This window comes from Vibrio sp. SCSIO 43140, from assembly GCF_023716585.1.
Lineage (GTDB): Bacteria > Pseudomonadota > Gammaproteobacteria > Enterobacterales > Vibrionaceae > Vibrio > Vibrio maritimus_B.
This window is the reverse complement of sequence record NZ_CP071850.1, coordinates 2717462-2738385: the sequence shown is the minus strand read 5'-3', so window position 1 is coordinate 2738385 and position 20924 is coordinate 2717462. Positions and strand designations below refer to the sequence as shown.

The 20924-nt window shown below is 47.2% G+C and carries 20 protein-coding genes; 6 read left to right on the top strand and 14 right to left on the bottom strand.

From position 1 onward, the window contains the following. Nucleotides 1-13 precede the first annotated feature (13 nt). The 13 genes from J4N45_RS13170 to aspS all read right to left on the bottom strand — a co-directional run bounded on the left by J4N45_RS13170 (nucleotide 14) and on the right by aspS (nucleotide 12107). A complete protein-coding gene (locus tag J4N45_RS13170; protein ID WP_042472013.1) occupies nucleotides 14-457 on the bottom strand; it encodes an ExbD/TolR family protein in 444 nt (147 codons plus the stop codon). Next, nucleotides 457-1143 (bottom strand): protein TolQ, encoded by a 687-nt coding sequence (gene tolQ, locus J4N45_RS13165; RefSeq protein ID WP_252011743.1) that lies wholly within the window; start codon nucleotides 1141-1143, stop codon nucleotides 457-459. The genes J4N45_RS13170 and tolQ overlap by 1 nt, the downstream gene beginning before the upstream one ends. Further along, nucleotides 1133-1552 carry a tol-pal system-associated acyl-CoA thioesterase gene (gene ybgC, locus J4N45_RS13160; RefSeq protein ID WP_042472009.1) on the bottom strand — a complete coding sequence of 140 codons (420 nt, stop codon included), beginning with the start codon at nucleotides 1550-1552 and terminating at the stop codon, nucleotides 1133-1135. The genes tolQ and ybgC overlap by 11 nt, the downstream gene beginning before the upstream one ends. 184 nt (nucleotides 1553-1736) lie before the next feature. Next, nucleotides 1737-2039, bottom strand: coding sequence for a cyd operon protein YbgE (gene ybgE / locus J4N45_RS13155; protein ID WP_112481006.1), 303 nt, complete (start codon nucleotides 2037-2039; stop codon nucleotides 1737-1739). Then, nucleotides 2032-2139, bottom strand: a complete 108-nt coding sequence (gene cydX, locus J4N45_RS13150) for a cytochrome bd-I oxidase subunit CydX (protein WP_000270284.1) — start codon at nucleotides 2137-2139, stop codon at nucleotides 2032-2034. Before cydX ends, ybgE begins: the two co-directional genes overlap by 8 nt. A gap of 12 nt (nucleotides 2140-2151) precedes the next feature. Continuing rightward, entirely contained in the window at nucleotides 2152-3288 is a 1137-nt protein-coding gene (gene cydB / locus J4N45_RS13145; protein WP_252011741.1) for a cytochrome d ubiquinol oxidase subunit II, read from the bottom strand. A gap of 15 nt (nucleotides 3289-3303) precedes the next feature. After that, entirely contained in the window at nucleotides 3304-4890 is a 1587-nt protein-coding gene (cydA, locus tag J4N45_RS13140) for a cytochrome ubiquinol oxidase subunit I (protein WP_252011739.1), read from the bottom strand. Nucleotides 4891-5414: 524 nt separating this feature from the next. Continuing rightward, nucleotides 5415-6422 carry a Holliday junction branch migration DNA helicase RuvB gene (gene ruvB / locus J4N45_RS13135; RefSeq protein WP_252011737.1) on the bottom strand — a complete coding sequence of 336 codons (1008 nt, stop codon included), beginning with the start codon at nucleotides 6420-6422 and terminating at the stop codon, nucleotides 5415-5417. Between the two features lie 49 nt (nucleotides 6423-6471). Then, nucleotides 6472-7089: a Holliday junction branch migration protein RuvA gene (gene ruvA, locus J4N45_RS13130; protein WP_252011736.1), complete on the bottom strand. Its 618-nt coding sequence runs from the start codon at nucleotides 7087-7089 to the stop codon at nucleotides 6472-6474. Between the two features lie 80 nt (nucleotides 7090-7169). Continuing rightward, entirely contained in the window at nucleotides 7170-8597 is a 1428-nt protein-coding gene (locus J4N45_RS13125; RefSeq protein ID WP_252011733.1) for a methyl-accepting chemotaxis protein, read from the bottom strand. Nucleotides 8598-8770: 173 nt separating this feature from the next. Further along, complete coding sequence (gene ruvC, locus J4N45_RS13120) at nucleotides 8771-9292, bottom strand: crossover junction endodeoxyribonuclease RuvC (RefSeq protein WP_042472000.1); 522 nt, start codon at nucleotides 9290-9292, stop codon at nucleotides 8771-8773. 13 nt (nucleotides 9293-9305) lie between these two features. After that, nucleotides 9306-10052, bottom strand: coding sequence for a YebC/PmpR family DNA-binding transcriptional regulator (locus J4N45_RS13115; protein WP_252011731.1), 747 nt, complete (start codon nucleotides 10050-10052; stop codon nucleotides 9306-9308). A gap of 276 nt (nucleotides 10053-10328) precedes the next feature. Continuing rightward, nucleotides 10329-12107 (bottom strand): aspartate--tRNA ligase, encoded by a 1779-nt coding sequence (aspS, locus tag J4N45_RS13110; RefSeq protein ID WP_252011729.1) that lies wholly within the window; start codon nucleotides 12105-12107, stop codon nucleotides 10329-10331. Between the two features lie 253 nt (nucleotides 12108-12360). On the opposite strand from aspS, the gene J4N45_RS13105 reads away from it, so the two are divergent. The 6 genes from J4N45_RS13105 to J4N45_RS13080 all read left to right on the top strand — a co-directional run bounded on the left by J4N45_RS13105 (nucleotide 12361) and on the right by J4N45_RS13080 (nucleotide 18581). Further along, nucleotides 12361-13239 carry a DUF72 domain-containing protein gene (locus tag J4N45_RS13105; RefSeq protein ID WP_252011727.1) on the top strand — a complete coding sequence of 293 codons (879 nt, stop codon included), beginning with the start codon at nucleotides 12361-12363 and terminating at the stop codon, nucleotides 13237-13239. Nucleotides 13240-13356: 117 nt separating this feature from the next. Beyond that, nucleotides 13357-14085, top strand: coding sequence for a carboxy-S-adenosyl-L-methionine synthase CmoA (cmoA, locus tag J4N45_RS13100; RefSeq protein ID WP_042471992.1), 729 nt, complete (start codon nucleotides 13357-13359; stop codon nucleotides 14083-14085). Nucleotides 14086-14165: 80 nt separating this feature from the next. Beyond that, the gene (gene cmoB, locus J4N45_RS13095) at nucleotides 14166-15143 is read left to right on the top strand and encodes a tRNA 5-methoxyuridine(34)/uridine 5-oxyacetic acid(34) synthase CmoB (protein ID WP_252011724.1); all 978 of its coding nucleotides are present in this window, start codon (nucleotides 14166-14168) and stop codon (nucleotides 15141-15143) included. 155 nt (nucleotides 15144-15298) lie between these two features. Then, the gene (locus tag J4N45_RS13090; RefSeq protein WP_252011722.1) at nucleotides 15299-16036 is read left to right on the top strand and encodes an ATP-dependent zinc protease family protein; all 738 of its coding nucleotides are present in this window, start codon (nucleotides 15299-15301) and stop codon (nucleotides 16034-16036) included. A 55-nt stretch (nucleotides 16037-16091) separates the two neighbouring features. After that, nucleotides 16092-17597: an inactive transglutaminase family protein gene (locus tag J4N45_RS13085; RefSeq protein WP_252011720.1), complete on the top strand. Its 1506-nt coding sequence runs from the start codon at nucleotides 16092-16094 to the stop codon at nucleotides 17595-17597. 3 nt (nucleotides 17598-17600) lie between these two features. Further along, the gene (locus tag J4N45_RS13080) at nucleotides 17601-18581 is read left to right on the top strand and encodes an alpha-L-glutamate ligase-like protein (RefSeq protein WP_252011719.1); all 981 of its coding nucleotides are present in this window, start codon (nucleotides 17601-17603) and stop codon (nucleotides 18579-18581) included. A 208-nt stretch (nucleotides 18582-18789) separates the two neighbouring features. On the opposite strand, the gene J4N45_RS13075 is transcribed toward J4N45_RS13080, so the two are convergent. Further along, on the bottom strand, nucleotides 18790-20907 hold the full coding sequence (locus tag J4N45_RS13075; protein ID WP_252011717.1) for a methyl-accepting chemotaxis protein: 2118 nt from the start codon (nucleotides 20905-20907) through the stop codon (nucleotides 18790-18792). Between the last annotated feature and the right edge of the window lie 17 nt (nucleotides 20908-20924).

The window sequence follows — 20924 nt, the reverse complement described above, 5'->3', positions numbered from 1 at the left end:
ACGGCTGCGACGACTATTCCCTTATGTCCGTTAACAAGCCAACCTTTGGAATACCTGCACGGCTTAACTCATCCAGCAGCAATACCACCTCAGCATAAGGGGTCGCTGCATCACCACCCACCGCGACCGGTGAGTCAGGATTGATAGAAAGCTCAGCACGGACTCGTACGATAATATCTTGCAGACTAAGACCGCGTTGAACGTCTTCGTTATTCACGCTTAGTCCTAAATTTCCGTCACGGTCGACTTCAACGATGATGAAGCTTGCGTCTGTATCGCCGGCTAGCTCAGAGGCTGGCTTGGCGGTAGACGTTTTTGGCAGCTCAACATCGACACCTTGAGTAATAAAAGGCGACGTCACCATGAAGATAATAAGCAGCACAAGCATAACGTCGATGTAAGGTACGACGTTGATCTCACAGGTGAGCTTGCGTTTTTTGGGTTGGTAGCCCGCCATTACTGCTCCCTACCTGCCATCGCTTGTCGGTGCAGGATGCTGTGGAACTCTTCTGAGAAGGTTGCGTAGTTGTGCTCAAGCTTACTGACTTTGTTACTCAGGCGGTTGTAAGCCATTACTGCTGGAATTGCAGCAAATAGACCCATTGCCGTTGCGATCAGTGCTTCTGCGATGCCTGGTGCTACCATGGCAAGCGTTGCCTGTTTCACTTCGCCCAGAGCGATAAACGCATGCATGATACCCCACACGGTACCAAACAGACCGATATATGGACTGATTGAGCCAACGGTTGCCAAAAATGGCAGGTTAGTTTCTAGCTCTTCTACTTCGCGAGAAACCGCAACGCGCATCGAGCGTCCTGTCCCTTCCATGATAAAGGCTGGAGAATCCGCGTTAGATTTTCGAAGGCGTAGGAACTCAGTAAAGCCGCTGTAAAAAATCTCTTCTGTGCCAGACAGATCGTCTTTGCGCTTTTTCACATCTTGGTAGATCTGCGCAAGGTCAGCACCAGACCAGAATTTGTCTTCAAAGGTTTCTGACTCTTTGGTTGCTTCTTTCAGGACTTTGCTGCGTTTAATGATCATCGCCCAGGATACGACTGACATCCCCATTAGAATCAGCATTACTAATTGAACCAGTAGACTCGCCTCTAATATGAGGTCTACAAACGAAATATCAGCCGTCACTGTCTTTTAACTCCACTACGATAGACGAAGGAATGGCCTTCGGCTTCATTTTAACATTATCGATACATGCCACTTTAACCAGTGCTTTCGCAATTGTCACACCCTCTTGGTCAACAATTTCTTGAGCAAAAGTAAGCGATGCTTTTTTAAATTCAGAAATATAGGTTTTTATCGTGAGATGATCATCAAGGCGGGCACCACGGATAAAATCAATATCCATATGGCGAACCACAAAGCCGGTGTGCTCTTCGAGTAACACGCGCTGATTCACACCTTTGCTTCTAAGCAGCTCGGTACGGGCGCGTTCAAAGAAATTGAGATAGTTCGAATGGTAGACGACACCACCTGCATCCGTGTCTTCGTAATAAACGGTCACAGGGAATTCGAAATACGATGATAACTGAGACAAACTGATAACTTCCTAATTAAATCTACGCCCTAATATAACGCAAGTGATTGTGATTGTTATAAGTGCTGACAAGAATTTTTGATTAAAGTGCCAAAATTTACACTTAACTGATGAAGATATTAGCGATTACGGGGATTTCATTGTTTCAAAAAGTAAAAAGCCCGAGCAATGGCTCGGGCTTTTCCTAGAAAACGTACATTAACGTTAAGTAACTCAACACAGTTAGCGATAAATATGGACTAAACACCACCTGCCACAACCAAAACCTTGGTTTGAAGCCAATGCCATAAACCATACTCGAACAGAGCGATAGCACGAACACTAAGCCTAACCATGGGGCAAAGCCGCCAATGGCCGCGTCATAGTCCTCAGGACTCCACATAAATAGACCCGCGTTGGCAAAGCCAAGCACCAGAGATAAGGCGCGTAACAGCACCTTATCCATCGGCTTGTGAATCTGCTCTAACTGTTGGTTAAGCTTACTCACTGTCTTTGTCCATCATCTCACTGTGTTCAAGCCAAAGTGCATTGATGATGCCGAATGCACATGCCAGAAGAACACCTAAAATCCAAGCGAAATACCACATGTTAAATGCTCCTTAGTATAGTGAATTCTTGTTTTCTTCGATGAACTTGTCATCAAGACGACCAAACATTTTGTAGTAAGTCCACGCTGTGTAGCTAAGAATTACTGGAACCATAACAAACGCTACCGCTGTCATTAGGTTCAGAGTCAACTCACTTGACGTCGCATCCCACATGGTCAAGCTGTGGTTTGGATTCATGCTGCTAGGCATTACGAATGGGAACATTGCAAAACCAGCAGTAAAGATGATGCCACCGTTCGCTAGAGAAGACGCAATGAACGACACTGCACATTTCTCAAGACGAGAAGCAAGAACCGCTAGAAGAGGCATTACCACGCCAAGTGCTGGTGCAATCCAAAGCAGTGGGTACTTCTCAAAGTTTGTCATCCAAGCGCCCGCTTCGCGAACCACTTCTTTAACTAGAGGATTTGACGCTGCGTTGCCATCAAGGCTGCTTACCACTAAGTAGCCATCGATGCCTTGGATCCAGAAACCTGCACCAACGAAAGCAACAACAGTTAGTAGACCCATTAGCTGCGCTGTATTACGAGCACGCGTATGGATATCGCCTGTGGTCTTCATTTGTAGCCATGTGGAACCTTGAAGCAGGATCATGAACAAGCTCACTAGACCACACAATAGTGCGAACGGGTTTAGCAGACCGAAGAATGAACCGTGGTAAGTCGGCATCATAAAGTCGCTTAGCTGGAATGGAACACCTTGTAGCAGGTTACCAAACGCCACACCAAAGATAAGCGGTGGAACGAAACCACTGATTGAGATACCGATATCCCAAGCGTTACGCCATTTTTTGTCTTCTAGTTTAGAGCGATAATCTAGGCCGATTGGACGTAGCCAAAGCGCTGCTAGAGTTAGGATCATGGCTAGGTAGAAACCAGAGAACGACGTTGCGTAAACCAGTGGCCAAGCAGCAAATAGCGCACCACCAGCCGTGATTAGCCAAACTTGGTTACCGTCCCAGTGCGGTGCGATAGAGTTAATCATCACACGACGTTGAGTATCCGTTTTACCTAGGATAGGCACTAGTGCACCTACCCCCATGTCAAAACCATCGGTGATAGCGAAACCAGCAAACAATACGCCGATCAGAACCCACCAGATGAATCGTAAGACTTCGTAATCAAACATTCTTTTTCTCCTTGCTTACGCTTCTACTTGACGACTAACTTTGTTCTCTACCGTTTCGACGTTTTGTTCGAAGTGGTAGCGACCTGTCTTCAAGCTACTTGGGCCTTTACGCGCGAATTTCACCATTAGGTAAACTTCTGCAATTAGGAACACCGTGTATAGAGCGATGATTGCGAATAGTGACGTCCAGATCTGACTTGCTGTCAGTGCTGATGCCGCGACGTGTACAGGCAGGATTTCACCTACGGCCCATGGCTGACGACCAAATTCAGCGACGAACCAACCTGCTTCTACTGCAATCCATGGAAGTGGAATGCTGAATAGCGCAGCTTTAAGGATCCATTTTTTCTGTTCAATTTTCTGACGACATGTCTGAATGAATGCCGCACCAAATACGAATAGCATGATGAAGCCACACGCAACCATGATACGGAACGACCAGAATAGTGGCCAAACTGTCGGGATAGAGTCATCCGCAGCCGCTTGGATTTGGTCTTCAGTCGCATCGACTACTTTGTCTGTGTAACGCTTAAGCAGTAGACCGTAACCAAGGTCTTCTTTCACGTCATCAAACGCTGCAAGGTTTGCATCTGTGCGCTCACCTGCACGCAGTTTTTCTAGAAGCTCGTACGCATACATACCGTTACGGATACGATCAACGTGCTCTTCACGTAGGTCACGTAGACCCTGAACTGGAGTATCGATAGAACGTGTTGCGATGATACCCATTACGTATGGGATCTTAAGCGCGAAGTCGGTTTCCATCTTGTCTTGGTTTGGAAGACCAAACACGGTGAACGCTGCTGGAGCTGGCTCTGTGTGCCATTCCGCTTCGATCGCTGCAAGTTTCACTTTCTGTACATCACCAAGCTCGTAACCAGATTCGTCACCAAGAACGATAACAGAAAGGATAGAAGCCATACCGAAAGACGCCGCAATCGCGAAAGAACGACGAGCAAATGCTACATCACGACCTTTCAGTAGGTAGTAAGCACTGATACCCAGTACGAACATCGCACCTGTGGTATAGCCTGATGCTACTGTGTGAACAAACTTAACCTGAGCTACTGGGTTTAGTACCACTTCTGCGAAGCTGACCATTTCCATACGCATGGTTTCGAAGTTGAACTCAGCGCCCACTGGGTGCTGCATCCAACCGTTCGCCACAAGGATCCAAAGTGCAGAGAAGTTAGAACCTAGAGCAACCAACCACGTTACCGCTAAGTGTTGACGTTTTGAAAGCCTATCCCATCCGAAGAAGAAAAGTCCGACAAAGGTGGATTCGAGGAAGAAGGCAACAAGGGCTTCGATCGCCAGAGGCGCGCCGAAGATATCACCAACATAATGGGAATAGTACGACCAGTTTGTACCAAACTGGAATTCCATCGTAAGACCGGTGGCAACACCAAGTGCGAAGTTAATACCAAACAGCTTACCCCAGAACTTGGTCATGTCCTTGTAGATTTGCTTGTTGGTCATTACGTAGAGGGACTCCATGATGGCAAGTAGGAATGCCATACCGAGAGTCAATGGAACGAACAAGAAGTGATACATTGCCGTAATTGCGAACTGCAATCTCGACAGATCAACAACGTCTATCATGGTAACTCCTTTTGTGCCGACAAAACGACACTCTCTACATCAGTGCGCGAAGGAAACAATGTTTAAGCGGGGTTGAGCTTGTTGAGCGTCCGCTAAAATTGTTGAGCTTATTGTCATCCTTGTTGCAAAAATGTACCTCAATGGTTAGTTAATTGTTAAGCATGCGCTAATATAGCTAAGGCTAATATTACTGGTAAATTGATTCGGTTTCAAAAGGTTTATTTGAGGGTTTTGCCTTGATTTATATCAACAAACACGAAATGACGATTGTACAATCTTTAATCACATTGATGCAGATCAAGTTTGGTGGTTTTTTGTAACTAAATTGGGGAGTAAGTTTCGGGCGCTTTGGAGGGCAATACCCCTTTAGGGGCAATGGATTATAACGTTTTTCATCAGCGTTGTGAAAATGAATTCACCACTTGATAATAAATTGAAATAAAACTGGCGGGAATATGACACTGCATAGTTGAAATATTACTTTACAAATATGCAGCTCATTAATCGTTCAAAAATAAGGAGAATTACTGCTTATCGATACCGAAATGAAGATAAGCGCGGTCGGATGCTATACGACCACGAGGTGTACGCTGCAGGTAGCCCTGTTGAATGAGGTAAGGCTCGATGACATCCTCAATGGTGTCTTTCTCTTCACCAATCGCGGCGGCGAGGTTATCAAGTCCTACAGGACCACCAGAAAACTTCTCCATAATCGCCAATAGAAGCTTTCTATCCATGTAGTCGAAGCCTTGGTTATCGACATCGAGCATGTTTAGAGCTTTGTCCGCGATCTCGGCACAGATATGACCGTTGCCTTTCACTTCGGCATAGTCACGAACTCGGCGCAGAAGACGGTTTGCAATACGAGGTGTACCGCGAGCACGTCGAGCGATTTCTAGCGCACCTTCTGGGTCCATAGACAGTCCCAAACAGCGAGCACTACGTTGAACGATGTTTTGAAGGTCGCCAATCTTGTAGTACTCAAGACGCTGGACAATACCAAATCGGTCACGAAGTGGTGAGGTCAGTGAACCTGCACGTGTCGTAGCACCAATCAAGGTGAAAGGAGGCAGATCGATTTTGATCGAGCGAGCGGCGGGACCCTCACCAATCATGATATCCAACTGATAATCTTCCATCGCTGGATACAGCACCTCTTCAACCATTGGGCTTAAGCGATGGATCTCGTCGATAAATAAGACATCGTTCTCTTCGAGATTGGTCAACAGCGCGGCAAGGTCACCCGCTTTTTCGAGTACTGGACCCGACGTGGTACGGATATTTACTTCCATCTCGTTAGCAACGATATTCGCCAACGTGGTTTTACCTAATCCTGGAGGTCCGAATATCAACAGGTGGTCGAGCGCTTCATTACGTAGCTGTGCGGCTTTGATGAAAATTTCCATCTGGTCGCTAACGTGCTCCTGACCTTCATAGTCAGCCAACTTCTTAGGACGAATAGCTCTATCGATGACGTCTTCATCACGGAAAACTGGGTTTTCTGGGGCGATTAAGCGATCGGCTTCAATCATCTAACTGTCTCTCTACACTCACTGTCTATCTAAAAATAGCGCTTGGTCATTAAACCATAGCACGCAGTGCTTCACGGATCAGCGCTTCGCTGGTCATATCTGGTTTCGCGACTTGAGAAACCACTTTCGATGCTTGAGTAGGCTTATAGCCAAGTGCTAATAGTGCACTCACCGCCTCTTCTTCGGCATTGTCTGCTGCCATCGCACCAACACTGTCGACTGGCGCTGCATCGGTTGCAGGAGTGAACAGATCGCCTGCACCCCAGCCTTTAAGGCGGTCTTTCATCTCAACGACAAGACGTTCAGCCGTTTTCTTACCAACGCCTGGTAGTTTGACCAAAGTAGAGATATCTTCGCGCTCAACACAAGAGACAAATTGGCTTGCTGACATGCCCGATAGGATACCTAGACCAAGCTTAGGACCAACGCCGTTGGCTTTAATCACTTCGCGGAACAATGCACGTTCGCGAACAGTATTAAATCCATAAAGTAGTTGGGCATCTTCGCGCACTACAAAGTGGGTATAGATAATGGCTTCTTGACCAATTTCTGGCAGCTCGTAAAAACAGCTCATCGGCATTTGCACTTCATATCCTACTCCACCAACTTCTATCAGTAGTTCAGGGGGTTGCTTTTCGATTAGCGTGCCACGTAGTCGTCCTATCACAGTCTATGTCTCGTTGTTCGTTGCAATAGGGCTTAGGATATAGAATAACTGGATGGGTATCCAGTTATTCTCTGCAAAAATTAGCTCATTGCCGCGCGCAGTCGCTCCGATAGCTCAGTGCCCTCGGAGATCTGTTGATTGAGCTGCTCACTGATGGTTTGAATATCTTCGGCGATGGCTTTACTGCCAGTAACAGAACGCGCTACATCGCTACTTGCTTGGTCAAGTTCGCCGATAGCTTGGTTCTGCTGGGTGACTAGATGGCTAAGATCGGTGATTTCCGTTGAGATGGTTTGCACCTGCTCGATCATTTGGCTGAGCTCTTTTACCGTGGTTTGAATCGTCTGTTGACCAGAGTCGATCTCTTGTTGGCTATTACTAATCAGCGTGCGGATCTCTTCCACGGAATTACTGGTCTTCGAAGAGAGTTCCCTAACTTGCTCAGCCACCACTGCAAAACCACGACCGTGATCACCTGCTCGCGCTGCCTCAATCGCCGCATTCAACGCAAGCAGGTTAGTCTGCTCAGCAACCGATGTGATCAACTCAATCACAGACACCACTTTTTGGTTACTGTTGTCGATATTCGCGATGGCTTCGGTGGAAGCATTCAACATCTCCGAGCTACTCTCGGCTTGCTGTTTGATAGCGTCGGTTTGTCCGATAACCTGCTCCATAAAGTTGACCGACTCTTGTGTGAACGAAGAAAGCTGCTCTAATTGTTGGCTCATCTCTTCGGCGGCACTTGCTTGCGAGGCGCTGTTCATGCCCAGCGATTGAACATTGGAGTTGAGCTGTGACGACTGGGTGTTCACTTGGTGTATCACTTCATCAAGCTCTTGAACGCTCTCATTCACCGCCACCAGCATGCCGTCCATGCGCTTCTCGCCTTGTGACGCTTTTTCGGCTTGCAGCGCACTTTCTTTCATCGCTTTTTCAGCGCGATTAATGGCGCTCTCTTTTTGTTTGGCCGTAAAGCTTTGGGCAAAGCAGATCACGCACAGCGGCAAAAGCATCCCAGACCAAATCTCAATGTTTTGTTTTGATTCAGACAGCGAGATAGTAGGAAACGAATAGCCGCTCGTATGAAGATAAGTCATTACACCTGACACCACTAAAATACCAAGGCTCCAAGTCAGAGCCATAGCTCGAGAGGCAGAGAGATAAAAGGCAACGATGAGCAAAGGCGCCCAAAACGATTGAGTCGAGTCTACGATGCCACCACTTTGGTAAATAATGTTCACTGCGTGGAGCACCATACCGAGAAAGCCAATGTTTAGCGCGAGCGTAATCTGCTTGGTGAAGCGCAGTACAACTAAACCCACTATCTCGATAGCAACCAGTAGTACTGAAGTAAGAAACAGCAGCGCATGTCCATTTGATTGCCATTTAACGGCACTGTATAAGCCTACGATTAACGCAACCACGGTGAAGACAGCTGTAATTTCCGCTTTGCGTAATGTGTTTCGGGAAAGATCTTGAGGGTTATTTATTAAGTTATGCCACATGCCCTTGTTATTCCTTATTATTGGTCCTTTGACGCACTCATCGGACCAATATTAGAAAGTTAACAAATAATTAACAAGACAGAATAGAGAAAAGGCTCTAAAACTGTGGACTGGTTATCGTTAAAACTATCGGTATCTAAGACGGTAAGCACTTGAAACCAAGATCCGCGCGCTTAGCGATAGCGCCCTTTCTTCGCACCCGTCGCCTTACCCGCTAGAGCAACGAGCGTTTTATTAGTGTTTGCGTGACAAATTGCCACACCTAGAGCATCGGCAGCATCGGCTTGTGGTTTGGAGGGAAGCTTAAGCATGGCCATCACCATGTGTTGGACCTGAGCTTTATCCGCGCCACCTGTCCCCACTACCGCTTGCTTGATAAGCCTTGCCGCGTACTCATAGACAGGTAGATCGTTATTCACTGCCGCGACGATTGCGCTTCCTCGAGCCTGCCCAAGTTTAAGCGCAGAGTCGGCGTTTTTCGCCATAAAGACCTGTTCAATGGCAAACACATCTGGTTGAAACTGGGTGATGATTTCGCTCACCCCCGCATAGATCTGTTTTAATCGACCCGGTAACTCGGATTCTGAGGTGCGGATACAACCACTCCCTAGATACTGCAAATGTCGACCTTGCTGTCGAATGACGCCGTAACCTGTGATTCGTGAACCTGGGTCAATTCCTAAAATAATAGACATGGTTTCTCGCTAATTACTCTAACGTCGCTGCAACTTCATCAGAGATATCACCATTGTGATAGACCTCTTGGACGTCATCGAGATCTTCTAATGCATCGATAAGACGCAGTAACTTAGGTGCGGTGGATTCATCTAGATCGGCTTTCGTTGAAGGAACAAGCGTCACTTCAGCGTTTGATGCATCAAAGCCCGCCTCATCGAGTGCGTCTTTTACCGAACCAAACTCTGCAGGCGTGGTGTAAATGTCAATCGCACCGTCATCGCCTGTTTCGATATCGTCTGCGCCGCCTTCTAGAGCCACTTCCATGACTTCGTCCTCATCAAGACCTGGAGCGTAAGAAATGACGCCTTTTTTATCGAATAGGTAATTCACGCTACCGTCAGTGCCAAGGTTACCGCCCGCTTTTGAGAAAGCGTGACGCACACCAGAAACTGTACGATTTCGATTGTCTGTCATGCATTCAACCATCACCGCTGTACCACCCGGTCCGTAGCCTTCGTAGATGACGGTCTCCATGTTGTCATCACCCTCACCACCAGCACCGCGCGAGACTGCTCGATTGACGGTGTCACGAGTCATGTTGTTTGAAAGTGCTTTATCAATAGCCGCGCGAAGTCTTGGATTGTTATCAACCTCACCCCCACCCTCTTTCGCCGCGACGACGATTTCGCGAATCAGTTTGGTGAAGATTTTGCCGCGCTTTGCATCTTGCGCTGCTTTACGATGGCGAATGTTCGCCCATTTACTGTGACCTGCCATGGTTAATCCTTTGAGTTCTATGAAGTTGGACTATTTATAGAGTGGTATAACTATACAGAATTTAGAAACAAAAACTCCCGCGGGTGCGGGAGTTTTTGCTGTGTGTTGTGATTTGCGATGTTACGCAGTAACTAGCCTTAGTTCTCCCCCTTGATAAGGGGGAGTTAGAAGGGGTAAAACGCTTTGCGTTTAAAGAGCTTTCACCCCTCCCAGCCTCCCCTTCGTAAGGGGAGGAGCAGAGCGTTCGCTGCGCATCGCACAACACACTTAGAGAGATTAAGCGTCTTTCTTCTCTTTCGCCGCCGTCACAGCAATCGCTAGCTCTTCAAGTGCAGCTGGGTTTGCTGCACTTGGTGCGTCTGTTAGTAGACACGCTGCTGTGGTTGTTTTCGGGAATGCGATAACGTCACGGATGTTCTCTGTACCACATAGAAGCATCACTAGACGGTCAAGACCAAATGCTAGACCTGCGTGCGGTGGCGTACCGAACTTCAGTGCGTCTAGTAGGAAGCCGAACTTCTCGCGTTGCTCTTCTGCATCGATACCAAGGATCTCGAATACCGCTGCTTGCATTTCTGCGTTGTGGATACGAACAGAGCCGCCACCTACTTCATAGCCGTTTAGAACCATGTCGTATGCGTTAGAGTTTGCTGCCGCTGGGTTCGCTTTTAGCTCTTCCGCAGTCATGCCAAGAGGAGACGTGAATGGGTGGTGCATTGCGTGCAGGTTACCCTCGTCATCTTCTTCAAACATTGGGAAGTCAACAACCCATAGTGGCGCCCACATAGACTCATCAGTAAGCTCAAGATCTTTACCAAGCTTAAGACGTAGCGCGCCCATTGCTTCTGCTACTGTGTTTGCTTTGTCTGCGCCGAATAGGATGATGTCACCAGATTCTGCGTTGGTACGCTCAAGAATACCGTTGATCACGTCTTCATTTAGGAACTTAGCCACTGGAGATTGGATACCTTCCATGCCAGCAGCACGGTCGTTAACCTTCATCCATGCTAGGCCTTTCGCGCCGTAGATACCTACGTACTCAGCATAGCTGTCAATTTGCTTACGAGTCAGTTTAGCGCCGCCTGGTACACGGATAACCGCTACGCGACCTTTCTCGTCGTTTGCAGGACCAGAGAATACTTTGAACTCAACGTCTTTCACTAGATCAGCAACGTCCACTAGCTCTAGTGGGTTACGTAGATCTGGCTTGTCGCTACCGAAACGGCGAATCGCTTCAGAGAATGGCATTACAGGGAACTGACCTAGGTCTACGTTCAGTAGCTCTTGCCACATGTCGCGAACCATTTTTTCAGTCACTTCACGTACTTGATCAGCCGACATGAATGACGTTTCGATATCGATCTGAGTGAATTCTGGTTGACGGTCAGCACGCAAGTCTTCATCACGGAAACACTTAACGATTTGGTAGTAACGGTCGAAACCAGACATCATCAGCAGCTGTTTGAATAGCTGTGGAGACTGAGGAAGCGCGTAGAACGAACCTTTGTGAACACGGCTTGGTACTAGGTAGTCACGAGCACCTTCTGGCGTCGCTTTGGTTAGTACTGGCGTTTCGATGTCTAGGAAGCCGTTGTCATCTAGGAAACGACGAACAAAGCTAGATGCTTTTGCACGCAGTTTAATACGGTCGCTCATCTCTGGACGACGTAGGTCGATGTAACGGTACTTAAGACGTTGCTCTTCAGTATTCGTTTGGTTGAAGTCTAGAGGTAGCACGTCGCTACGGTTGATGATTTCAAGACCTTTTGCAAGGATCTCTACTTCACCTGTCGCCATGTCTTTGTTTACTTGGCTCTCTGGACGTACACGAACTTCACCAGTTAGCTTGATGCAGAATTCGTTACGAAGTTGGTTCGCTACTTCATAAGCATCAGCCATATCTGGATCAACAACAACCTGAACGATACCTTCACGATCTCGCATATCAATAAAGATAAGACCGCCTAAATCACGACGACGGTTTACCCAGCCGCACAGTTCTACAGTTTGTCCTGCAAGGGACTTGTTCAGGTGACCACAGTAATGGCTACGCATAATGAATTTCCCAATTTCCGATTGTTTATATGAAATCTATATTGTGGGTGATGGCATAAAAAGTCGCCAATTCTAAATCCACCCACAAAATCAAAGGTTCATTTATACTCGGAAAATCGTCTAAAATCGACCTAATTTGACAGAATTGTTGTGTTTAATTGCCCGTTGCTACGCTAGAACACTTGAAACGGATAAAATATCAACAAATCCTATTATTTACTGACTTCTGTTTATTGGCTTTAAAGGACTAGAAATGAGTAAACCGAAATTGCGACTTGGGCTAACCATGTGGTCACACAATGATTGGCAACACTCATTCTATGGCAAAGGTACTAAGCCCGCTGAGCGTCTCGAGCGATACGCTTCTGTGTTTAACACGGTTGAAGGTAACACCACGTTTTACGCCACCCCGAGTACCAAAACAGTGAATAGTTGGAATCAAGCCACGTCGGATGATTTTCGTTTCACCTTTAAGCTGCCAAAAGCGATAACCCACGAGCGAATGCTGAACCAGTGCCAAGACGAGTTGATGGCCTTTTTGCAAGTCATGGCGCCACTGCATCACAAGATTGGTATGTGGACGATTCAGTTGCCTAGCAAGTTCTCTCCTGCCGATTTGCCTGCACTGCAAGCGTTTTGTGCCAAATTCCCTTCAGACATGAAGTTGGGCGTTGAGGTTCGTCACCTGGGTTTCTTTAACAAATCCGATGAAGAGCGCGCGTTTAATCAGTGGTTAATAGAAGAGCATATCGACAGAATCATTATGGATTCACGCCCAGTGTTTGCCGCTAAGCCAGATACCGCAGCGGTCATCGATGCCCATGAGAAAAAGCCGAAGGTGCCTGTCCATGCGATTTCTACAGCGGCGCATCCAATGATTCGATTTATTGGGCACCCAGACATGGACGCTAACCTAGCTTTCTTTAAGCCATGGGAAACAAAGCTCGCGCACTGGATAGCAGAAGGTAAACAGCCCTATTTAATGATCCACACCCCCGATAATGTCGAAGCGCCCGAATTGGCTGTAAAGCTCTATAATCAGCTAAAAGCGTCGCAACTGGGGAATTTGGAACTCGCTGAGATACCGACGTTTCCGAGTCTGAGAGATGATCATCAGATCTCTATGTTCTAGGCCCGAAAACAAGGTCATCTTGTATGGTTCAACACGGTAATGACATTTCTCCTCGAATGACGTAAAATGCGCGCCTTTTTTATCGCGTCCGTATGAACGGCAATGGGGAACCTTAACATGCAGAATAAAGACACTATATTCTCTGCTCCTATCGACAAGATTGGTGATTTCACCTTCGATGAGCGAGTAGCTGAAGTCTTCCCAGATATGATTCAGCGCAGTGTGCCTGGATACAGCAACATTATTTCTGCAATCGGCATGCTCGCAGAGCGTTTCGCCAAACCCCACTCAACCATCTATGATCTTGGCTGCTCACTCGGTGCGGCTACTTTATCGATGCGCCGCAATATCACCCAAGAAGGTTGTCAGATTATCGCTGTTGATAACTCTTCTGCCATGGTTGAGCGCTGCAAGCTACACGTGAACGCGTATCGCTCAGACACCCCTGTGAATGTGGTTGAAGCCGATATCCGTGATATCGAGATCAAAGACGCCTCTGTGGTTGTGCTTAACTTTACTCTGCAATTTCTATCGCCAGAGGATCGCCGCACGCTGCTAGAGAAAATCTATGCGGGTCTGCGCCCAGGTGGTATTTTAATTTTGTCTGAGAAGTACGTATTTGAAGATGAAGGCTCAAACGAGTTGCTTATCGACCTTCACCACGACTTCAAGCGTGCCAACGGTTATAGCGAGCTCGAGATCAGCCAAAAGCGCAGCGCGATTGAAAATGTTATGCGCCCAGACTCGATTAACGTGCATAAAGAGCGATTTAAAGAGATTGGATTTACTAGCTATGAAGTCTGGTTCCAATGCTTCAACTTTGGCTCTATGTTCGCCATTAAGTAATATGTCAGTGCTGCTGATAGTTAAGCAGCGCTAGACACCGTATTCCAAGTCGTCGACACCCAATATTAGTAGAGAGTTTCATGTTTAACTTTGCGAATTTCTATCAGCTTATCGCTCAAGATACCAAGCTTCAGCCTTGGCTTAATATCCTGCCACAGCAACTGACCGACTGGCAGAATGCCGAGCACGGTGATTTTGATCGTTGGCTGCGCGCGCTAGCAAAAATTCCGGCAGGTCAGCCAGACAACGTTGAGTTAAAAACTGAAGTTTCTCTAGCAAACAATGACGCATTGGCAACCGGTGAGATGAAGAAGCTTGAGAACTTGCTTCGTACCTTCCACCCTTGGCGCAAAGGCCCTTATCGTGTTCACGATATCCATATCGATACCGAGTGGCGCTCTGACTGGAAATGGGATCGCGTGCTTCCGCACATCTCTCCACTAAAAAACCGCTCTGTATTAGATGTTGGGTGTGGTAATGGCTATCACATGTGGCGCATGCTGGGTGAAGGCGCTCGTTTGTGTGTCGGCATTGACCCATCACATCTGTTCTTAGTGCAGTTTGAAGCGATTCGTAAGTTGATGGGCGGCGACCAGCGTGCTCACCTTCTCCCACTTGGTATCGAGCAGCTACCTGAGCTTCAAGCGTTTGACACAGTTTTCAGCATGGGTGTGCTCTACCACCGTCGTTCTCCTTTGGATCACCTGATTCAACTTAAGAACCAGCTCGTTGCTGGTGGTGAGTTGGTTTTAGAGACATTGGTTATCGAAGGTGACGAGAACGCAGTGCTAGTCCCAGTTGATCGCTACGCGCAAATGCGTAACGTTTACTTCTTCCCTTCAGCGCGTGCACTTAAGGTGTGGCTAGAGAAAGTTGGCTTTGTGAACGTACGTATTGTCGATGAAAATGTGACCTCAACAGACGAGCAGCGTACCACAGGTTGGATGACACATAACTCCCTTCCTGAGTACCTAGATCAGAACGATCCTAGCAAAACTGTCGAAGGTTACCCTGCTCCACGCCGCGCAATCTTAGTAGCTGAAAATCCAAGCAAATAATCCTAACGTCAAAAAAAGTGATGTTTAATGCATCAGCTTTTACATCACTTTTATAAGTCTGACGTAGCTCTGACAATAGGGAGTATCGCACTCCCTATTGGTTACGATAAAATCAACGCTTCCAAGTTCCACTTTATTGTTTTTTAGGGTTTAAGATGTACAAACGTTTGGCACCTCTTGTCGCCATCGGCCTACTTTCAGGTTGTTCTACCGTCAATCACCAAGAACTTCATCAAAACACCATCAGCGCAATTCAGGAATCCGAGCAGCGCCTCGACAATAGACTGACCAATCTAACGCTTCAAATCAGCAACAACGCTGACTATATCGATAGCTTAGAGTCTGAAATTATCGCTCTTACCAAAGAAGTCGAGATGCTACGCAAAGCAGACGGCAGTGAAGAAGAACAAGAAGAAGAGCAAGCGAAGCCACTCCCTGTAATTGCACCGACTACATTCTCCTCTACTCCCGTTGTCCTTGGGTCTGTTGAACGCGTACGTTTAGATGCGCTCGATAAGACGTTTGACGCTCGAGTTGATACCGGCGCAGTCACCTCCTCATTAAATGCGAGCGATATTCAAGCATTCGAAAGAGATGGCAAGCAATGGGTGAAATTTAAACTTGTTGATGAAAAGGCCGAGAAAGAAAGTAACCGTTGGATTGAAGCACCTGTTATTCGATATGTTAAAATTCGTCAATCCACCAGCGACAAAATGGAACGCAGAGCTGTGGTTGAATTATGGATCCGTGTTGGAAAAATCCATGAAAAAGCACAATTTACACTGGCAGATCGCTCACAAATGACCCACCCTATACTACTAGGAAGAGAATTTATCAAAGATATTGCTTTAGTTGATGTAAGTCAGCAATATATACTTTCATCTAACAAGTAATTTTCTTTAAAATAACACCTCCTTCAGGGAAGCAATTACAATAATAAGGTTGTTTATGACTTCACGTATTCCATTTTTCCTATCTGTAGGATTACTTATTGCGGCGGGTATCGCGTTAAGTGTCATAAGGCACGATACCTATGGCGTACCATGGACTCCAGGCGAAACTCGTCAGGTTTGGGACATTGAAGCTAGAGTTGAGTTTAATGCGATTGGCCAGCCAGCCAAGGTGTCATTAGCAGCACCATATACTCAAGAAGGCTTCACTCTCATTGGCGAATCTGCATCATCACCTGGCTACGGTGTTTCTTATGTCGATTCTGACGCAGGTCGCCGCGCAGAGTGGTCTATCCGCCAAGCGCAAGGTCCACAGACCATCTACTACAAAACCCAATTTCTTGTGGATGACCAAGCTCTCGCTAATTCAACACCTCCTTCAGAAGATGTCGTTAAGCCAACCTTTGATGGCCCTGAAGAAGCTGCTGCGATTGCACTAGTGGAACGAGCAGAGTCTCGCTCTTCTGACAACGTTACTTTTACACGAGAGCTAATCAAGGCGCTAAACGATGGTGATAGCCAGAACTCGGCGCTTATCCTAAACAACATGACCAAACTGCAAGCGGCGGCGAAGTTGCTCGCGTTTGCTGAAGTCCCTAGTAAGGTAGTCGGTGTAATCGAACTTGAAGACGGTCGCCGTCGTCAGTCGATTCAACAGATGCTGCAAGTTTGGGATGGTGCCAAATGGAAGATCTTCTCTCCTGAAACGACTGAAGGTCAAAAGAAACAAAACCTAATGGTTTGGGATGAATCCAATGTTTCTTTGCTAGACGTCGTTGGCGGCAAAGACAGTAAAGTGCACTTTACAATGATCGCTCAAGAGGTATCACCTCAAGAAGCGACTAACAGCAAAGTTGATGCAGACGGTCTACTAAACTTCTCTATCCACAGCCTACCGCTGGAAGAGCAAGCCATGTTTAAGACCATTATGCTGATCCCTATCGGCGCTTTGATAGTTGTATTCTTGCGTATCCTCATCGGTCTTAAAACCTCTGGTACCTTCATGCCAGTTCTGATTGCGGTTGCGTTTGTACAGACCCAATTAGTAACGGGTATTGTAGGCTTCCTACTGATTGTCGGTACGGGTCTGGTAATACGTAGTTATCTATCCAAGCTCAACCTGCTGCTGGTGGCACGGATCTCCGCGGTTATCATCACGGTTATTCTGATTATTTCTGTCTTTACCGTAGTGGCGTTCAAGATTGGTCTGACTGAAGGTCTTTCTATTACCTTCTTCCCTATGATCATCCTATCTTGGACTATTGAACGTATGTCTATCCTTTGGGAAGAGGAAGGTGCGAAAGAAGTGGTTTTGCAGGGTGGCGGTTCGCTATTAACAGCGGTGCTGGTTTACCTAGCCATGACCAACCCTTACGTTCAACATCTAACGTTTAACTTTATTGGTCTGCAGCTGGTTATCCTTGGTGGTATCTTGCTTCTTGGTACGTACACAGGTTACCGACTCACTGAACTGCGTCGCTTTAAGCCATTGACGGAGGACTAATCTATGCTTGGAAAGCTAACCAGTCCTTTTAAACTTCGTGAGCGCGGTATTATGGGTATGAACCAACGTAACCATGGTTACATTGGTAAGTACAACGACCGCTCAAAGTATCCACTTGTGGATGACAAACTAAAGACCAAGATCATTGCTGAGAAAGCTGGCGCAACCACGCCAGCCCTTATCGGCGTCGTCAGTAATCAGGCGGAAGCGAAGCGTATCCATAACATGGTCAAAGACTGGCCAGGATTTGTGATTAAGCCTGCTCAAGGCAGTGGCGGTAAAGGCATCCTTGTTGTGGTTAGCCACAAAGATGGCGTGTACACCAAACCATCTGGGGCAACCATCAATAAAGAAGACGTTGAGCGCCACATCAGTAACACGCTGGCAGGTCTGTTTTCTCTTGGTGGTAAGAACGATGTTGCCGTCGTAGAAAACTTGATTAAGTTCGACGACTGTTTTGACGGCTTTAGTTTCGAAGGTGTGCCAGATGTTCGTATTATCGTATTCCAAGGCTACCCTGTCATGGCGATGATGCGTCTATCGACCTCTGCATCTGATGGTAAAGCAAACCTTCACCAAGGTGCAGTCGGTGTCGGGATCGATATTGCAACCGGCAAAGCGGTTCGAGCGGTCCAATTTGACCGTCCGGTCACGCTTCACCCAGATACAGGCAAAGAGCTCGCTACTCTGGCTGTACCGCACTGGAAACGACTACTCACTCTTGCTTCAAGCGCCTATGAAATGACAGGTCTTGGCTACATGGGGACCGACATGGTTCTCGATAGAGAGGAAGGTCCGATGGTACTTGAGTTGAATGCTCGTCCTGGCCTAGCGATTCAAATCGCAAATGGCTGTGGCCTGCTACCAAGGCTTCAACACATCGAATCACTGGGTGAACCAAACCCGTTCGAGTATCCAAGCCCAGAAGAACGCGTAGAGTACGCGGCTAAGATGTTTGGTCACGCCTCTGGCGATAGCGAATAACGTCGATACATAGCTGATAAAAACAACGAACTGAGTGCCTTCAACCGAATGCGCTCAGTTCTTTTTTTGGGCTATCAAACCGTCTCACGCTTTACCTAACCTGCTCAGCAATAAGCGATACTGCTATTACCGAAGTACATAATTACCAAAGAAAAACGCGCTCCAAATTGAAGCGCGTTTTTATATTCAACCTAGGCTTTAACCAGCGTTAGACTTTGAATTGATTCATCAGTGTTTGCTGCGTATTAGATAGCGCATTGATCTCCTGCCCTACTTTCTCTGCGTCACCGGCATTTTCGAGGATCTTCGCACTCAAATCTCGAATATTGCTGACATTTTGATTCACTTCCGAAGACACTGATTGCTGCTCTTCTGCTGCCTTAACAATCTGAGAGTTCATATCATTAATGGCTGAGATGGACTCGAAAATTCGGCTCAGCGCAGCGACGGCTTGTTGAACATGGTCTGCTGTCGAATCCGCTAGGTTAGAGCTTTCTTGCATGGCGGCGACAACATCTGCGGTGCCTTTTTGCACTCGCTCAATTACCTGCTGGATCTCTCCTACAGAATCTTGGGTGCGACTTGCTAGACTTCGAACCTCATCAGCAACCACGGCAAAACCTCGACCTTGCTCACCCGCTCGAGCCGCTTCAATCGCCGCATTAAGAGCGAGTAAGTTAGTTTGCTCGGAGATCCCTTCAATTACCGACAAGATCTCTGTGATGTTTGCGTTGTTCTGTGCCAGTTCTTCAACGACAGGTACCGTCATCTTCATCTGTTCAACCAAGCGAACCATCTCGTGAGCTGACAGCTCCGCAACCTCTTGACCGTGGCTCGCGGATTCGTTCGCAGAAGAGGCAGCCTCTACCGCAACCTCCGCGTTTTGCACAACGAGAGATGCTGTTTGCGTCATCTCTTCAGAGGCTGTTGCGACTAAGTCCACTTCTCTAAACTGTGCTTCGCTGCTTTCGCGAGTCGCCATTGCAGTGCGGCTAGCAGATTCTGCAGTGCCACTAATTTGTTCTGTGGTCTTAGCAACTTGCTGAATGGTGGTCTGCAACTTACTCAAGAAGGCGTTAAACTGCTCAGCAAGCTGTCCGATTTCATCTTTCGACTTCACATCTAGACGCTGGGTAAGGTCACCTTCACCGCTAGCAATATCTTCAAGTCGGGTTACCACTTCTCGAATTGGCTTCACTAGGCGTGATGACATCACACTAATAATGATAAGACCGACCACAACAAAGCCGGAGCCAACGATAATCTCGAATACAATACCGTCGCTTAACTGTTGTGAAATGATTCGATCTAAAGTGATCGCATCACTCAACACGCTTTCGCGCGGCATATCAAAGAACACACCCCAGGTCTGGTTGGCGATCTTAACGGGGTTAAACACGGTTAACCACTGATTGTCCGCACTCCAAAGCGTTGCTGCTTCTTCTCCGAACATGAGATCGGTAATTTGGTCTTGAGAGAGAACTTTGCTTTGGTAACGAGAGCCAGCAAGAACGCTGGTATCGTCACTGGCGATAACGCTCTCATCCAAACTGATGATGTTCACATGACCGTCACCACTGAATAGGCTTGAGTCAGAGTCCATTACCGTTTTGGCAAGTCCAGTAAGCTGTAGGTCAATCCCCAAGAAACCAATAATGATGCTGTCGACTTCGATAGGAATAGAGAGTGAAGACGTGAGATGCTGAACTTCACCGACCTGACTGAGGCGTGGTGTGCTCACACAGGCTGATTCAGTCGCAAGTGGGCAATAGAAACGTTCGCCGTTTTCCATCGCATCTTGCATTGATTTAGATAACACAGTTCTCACTGCGTTCTCGCCTGTTGCAGACATTTGCCAGTAGGTCGCAAACTGCCCTTGCTCATTGGAGCCAACGTAATCAGCGCCTTGGTAGTTACCATCTTCGCCATCAAGCATGTTTGGCTTGAATACCAGATAGGCACCTTGAATCGAAGGAAACTGAATCACCGCTTGGCGCATCATTTCATCCAGCGCTAAACGCAAGTCTTCACTTGGCAGGAAGTTCTCTTCAGCGTTGTATTTCTGAAACTTAGCGTTGGCTATTAGCATCTCGGCACGGTACACCGCTTCATCAAAGTAGGCTTTGACTTCACGAGCGTTAATCTCAGCCTGAGCTTCTAAAAGCGACTGTGATTTTTCGGAAACCGATTGAGAGCTCATCGCTTGTATAGATTGCTGGCTATTGACGGCGTTATAAAGAGAAAAGCCTATTAAAGCGATAGAGGTAAACAGCAAGCAGCAGCCTGCCAGTACCGTGATTTTCCACTGCACGGAGAGAGTTCGCATAGTACATCCTTTTAGCA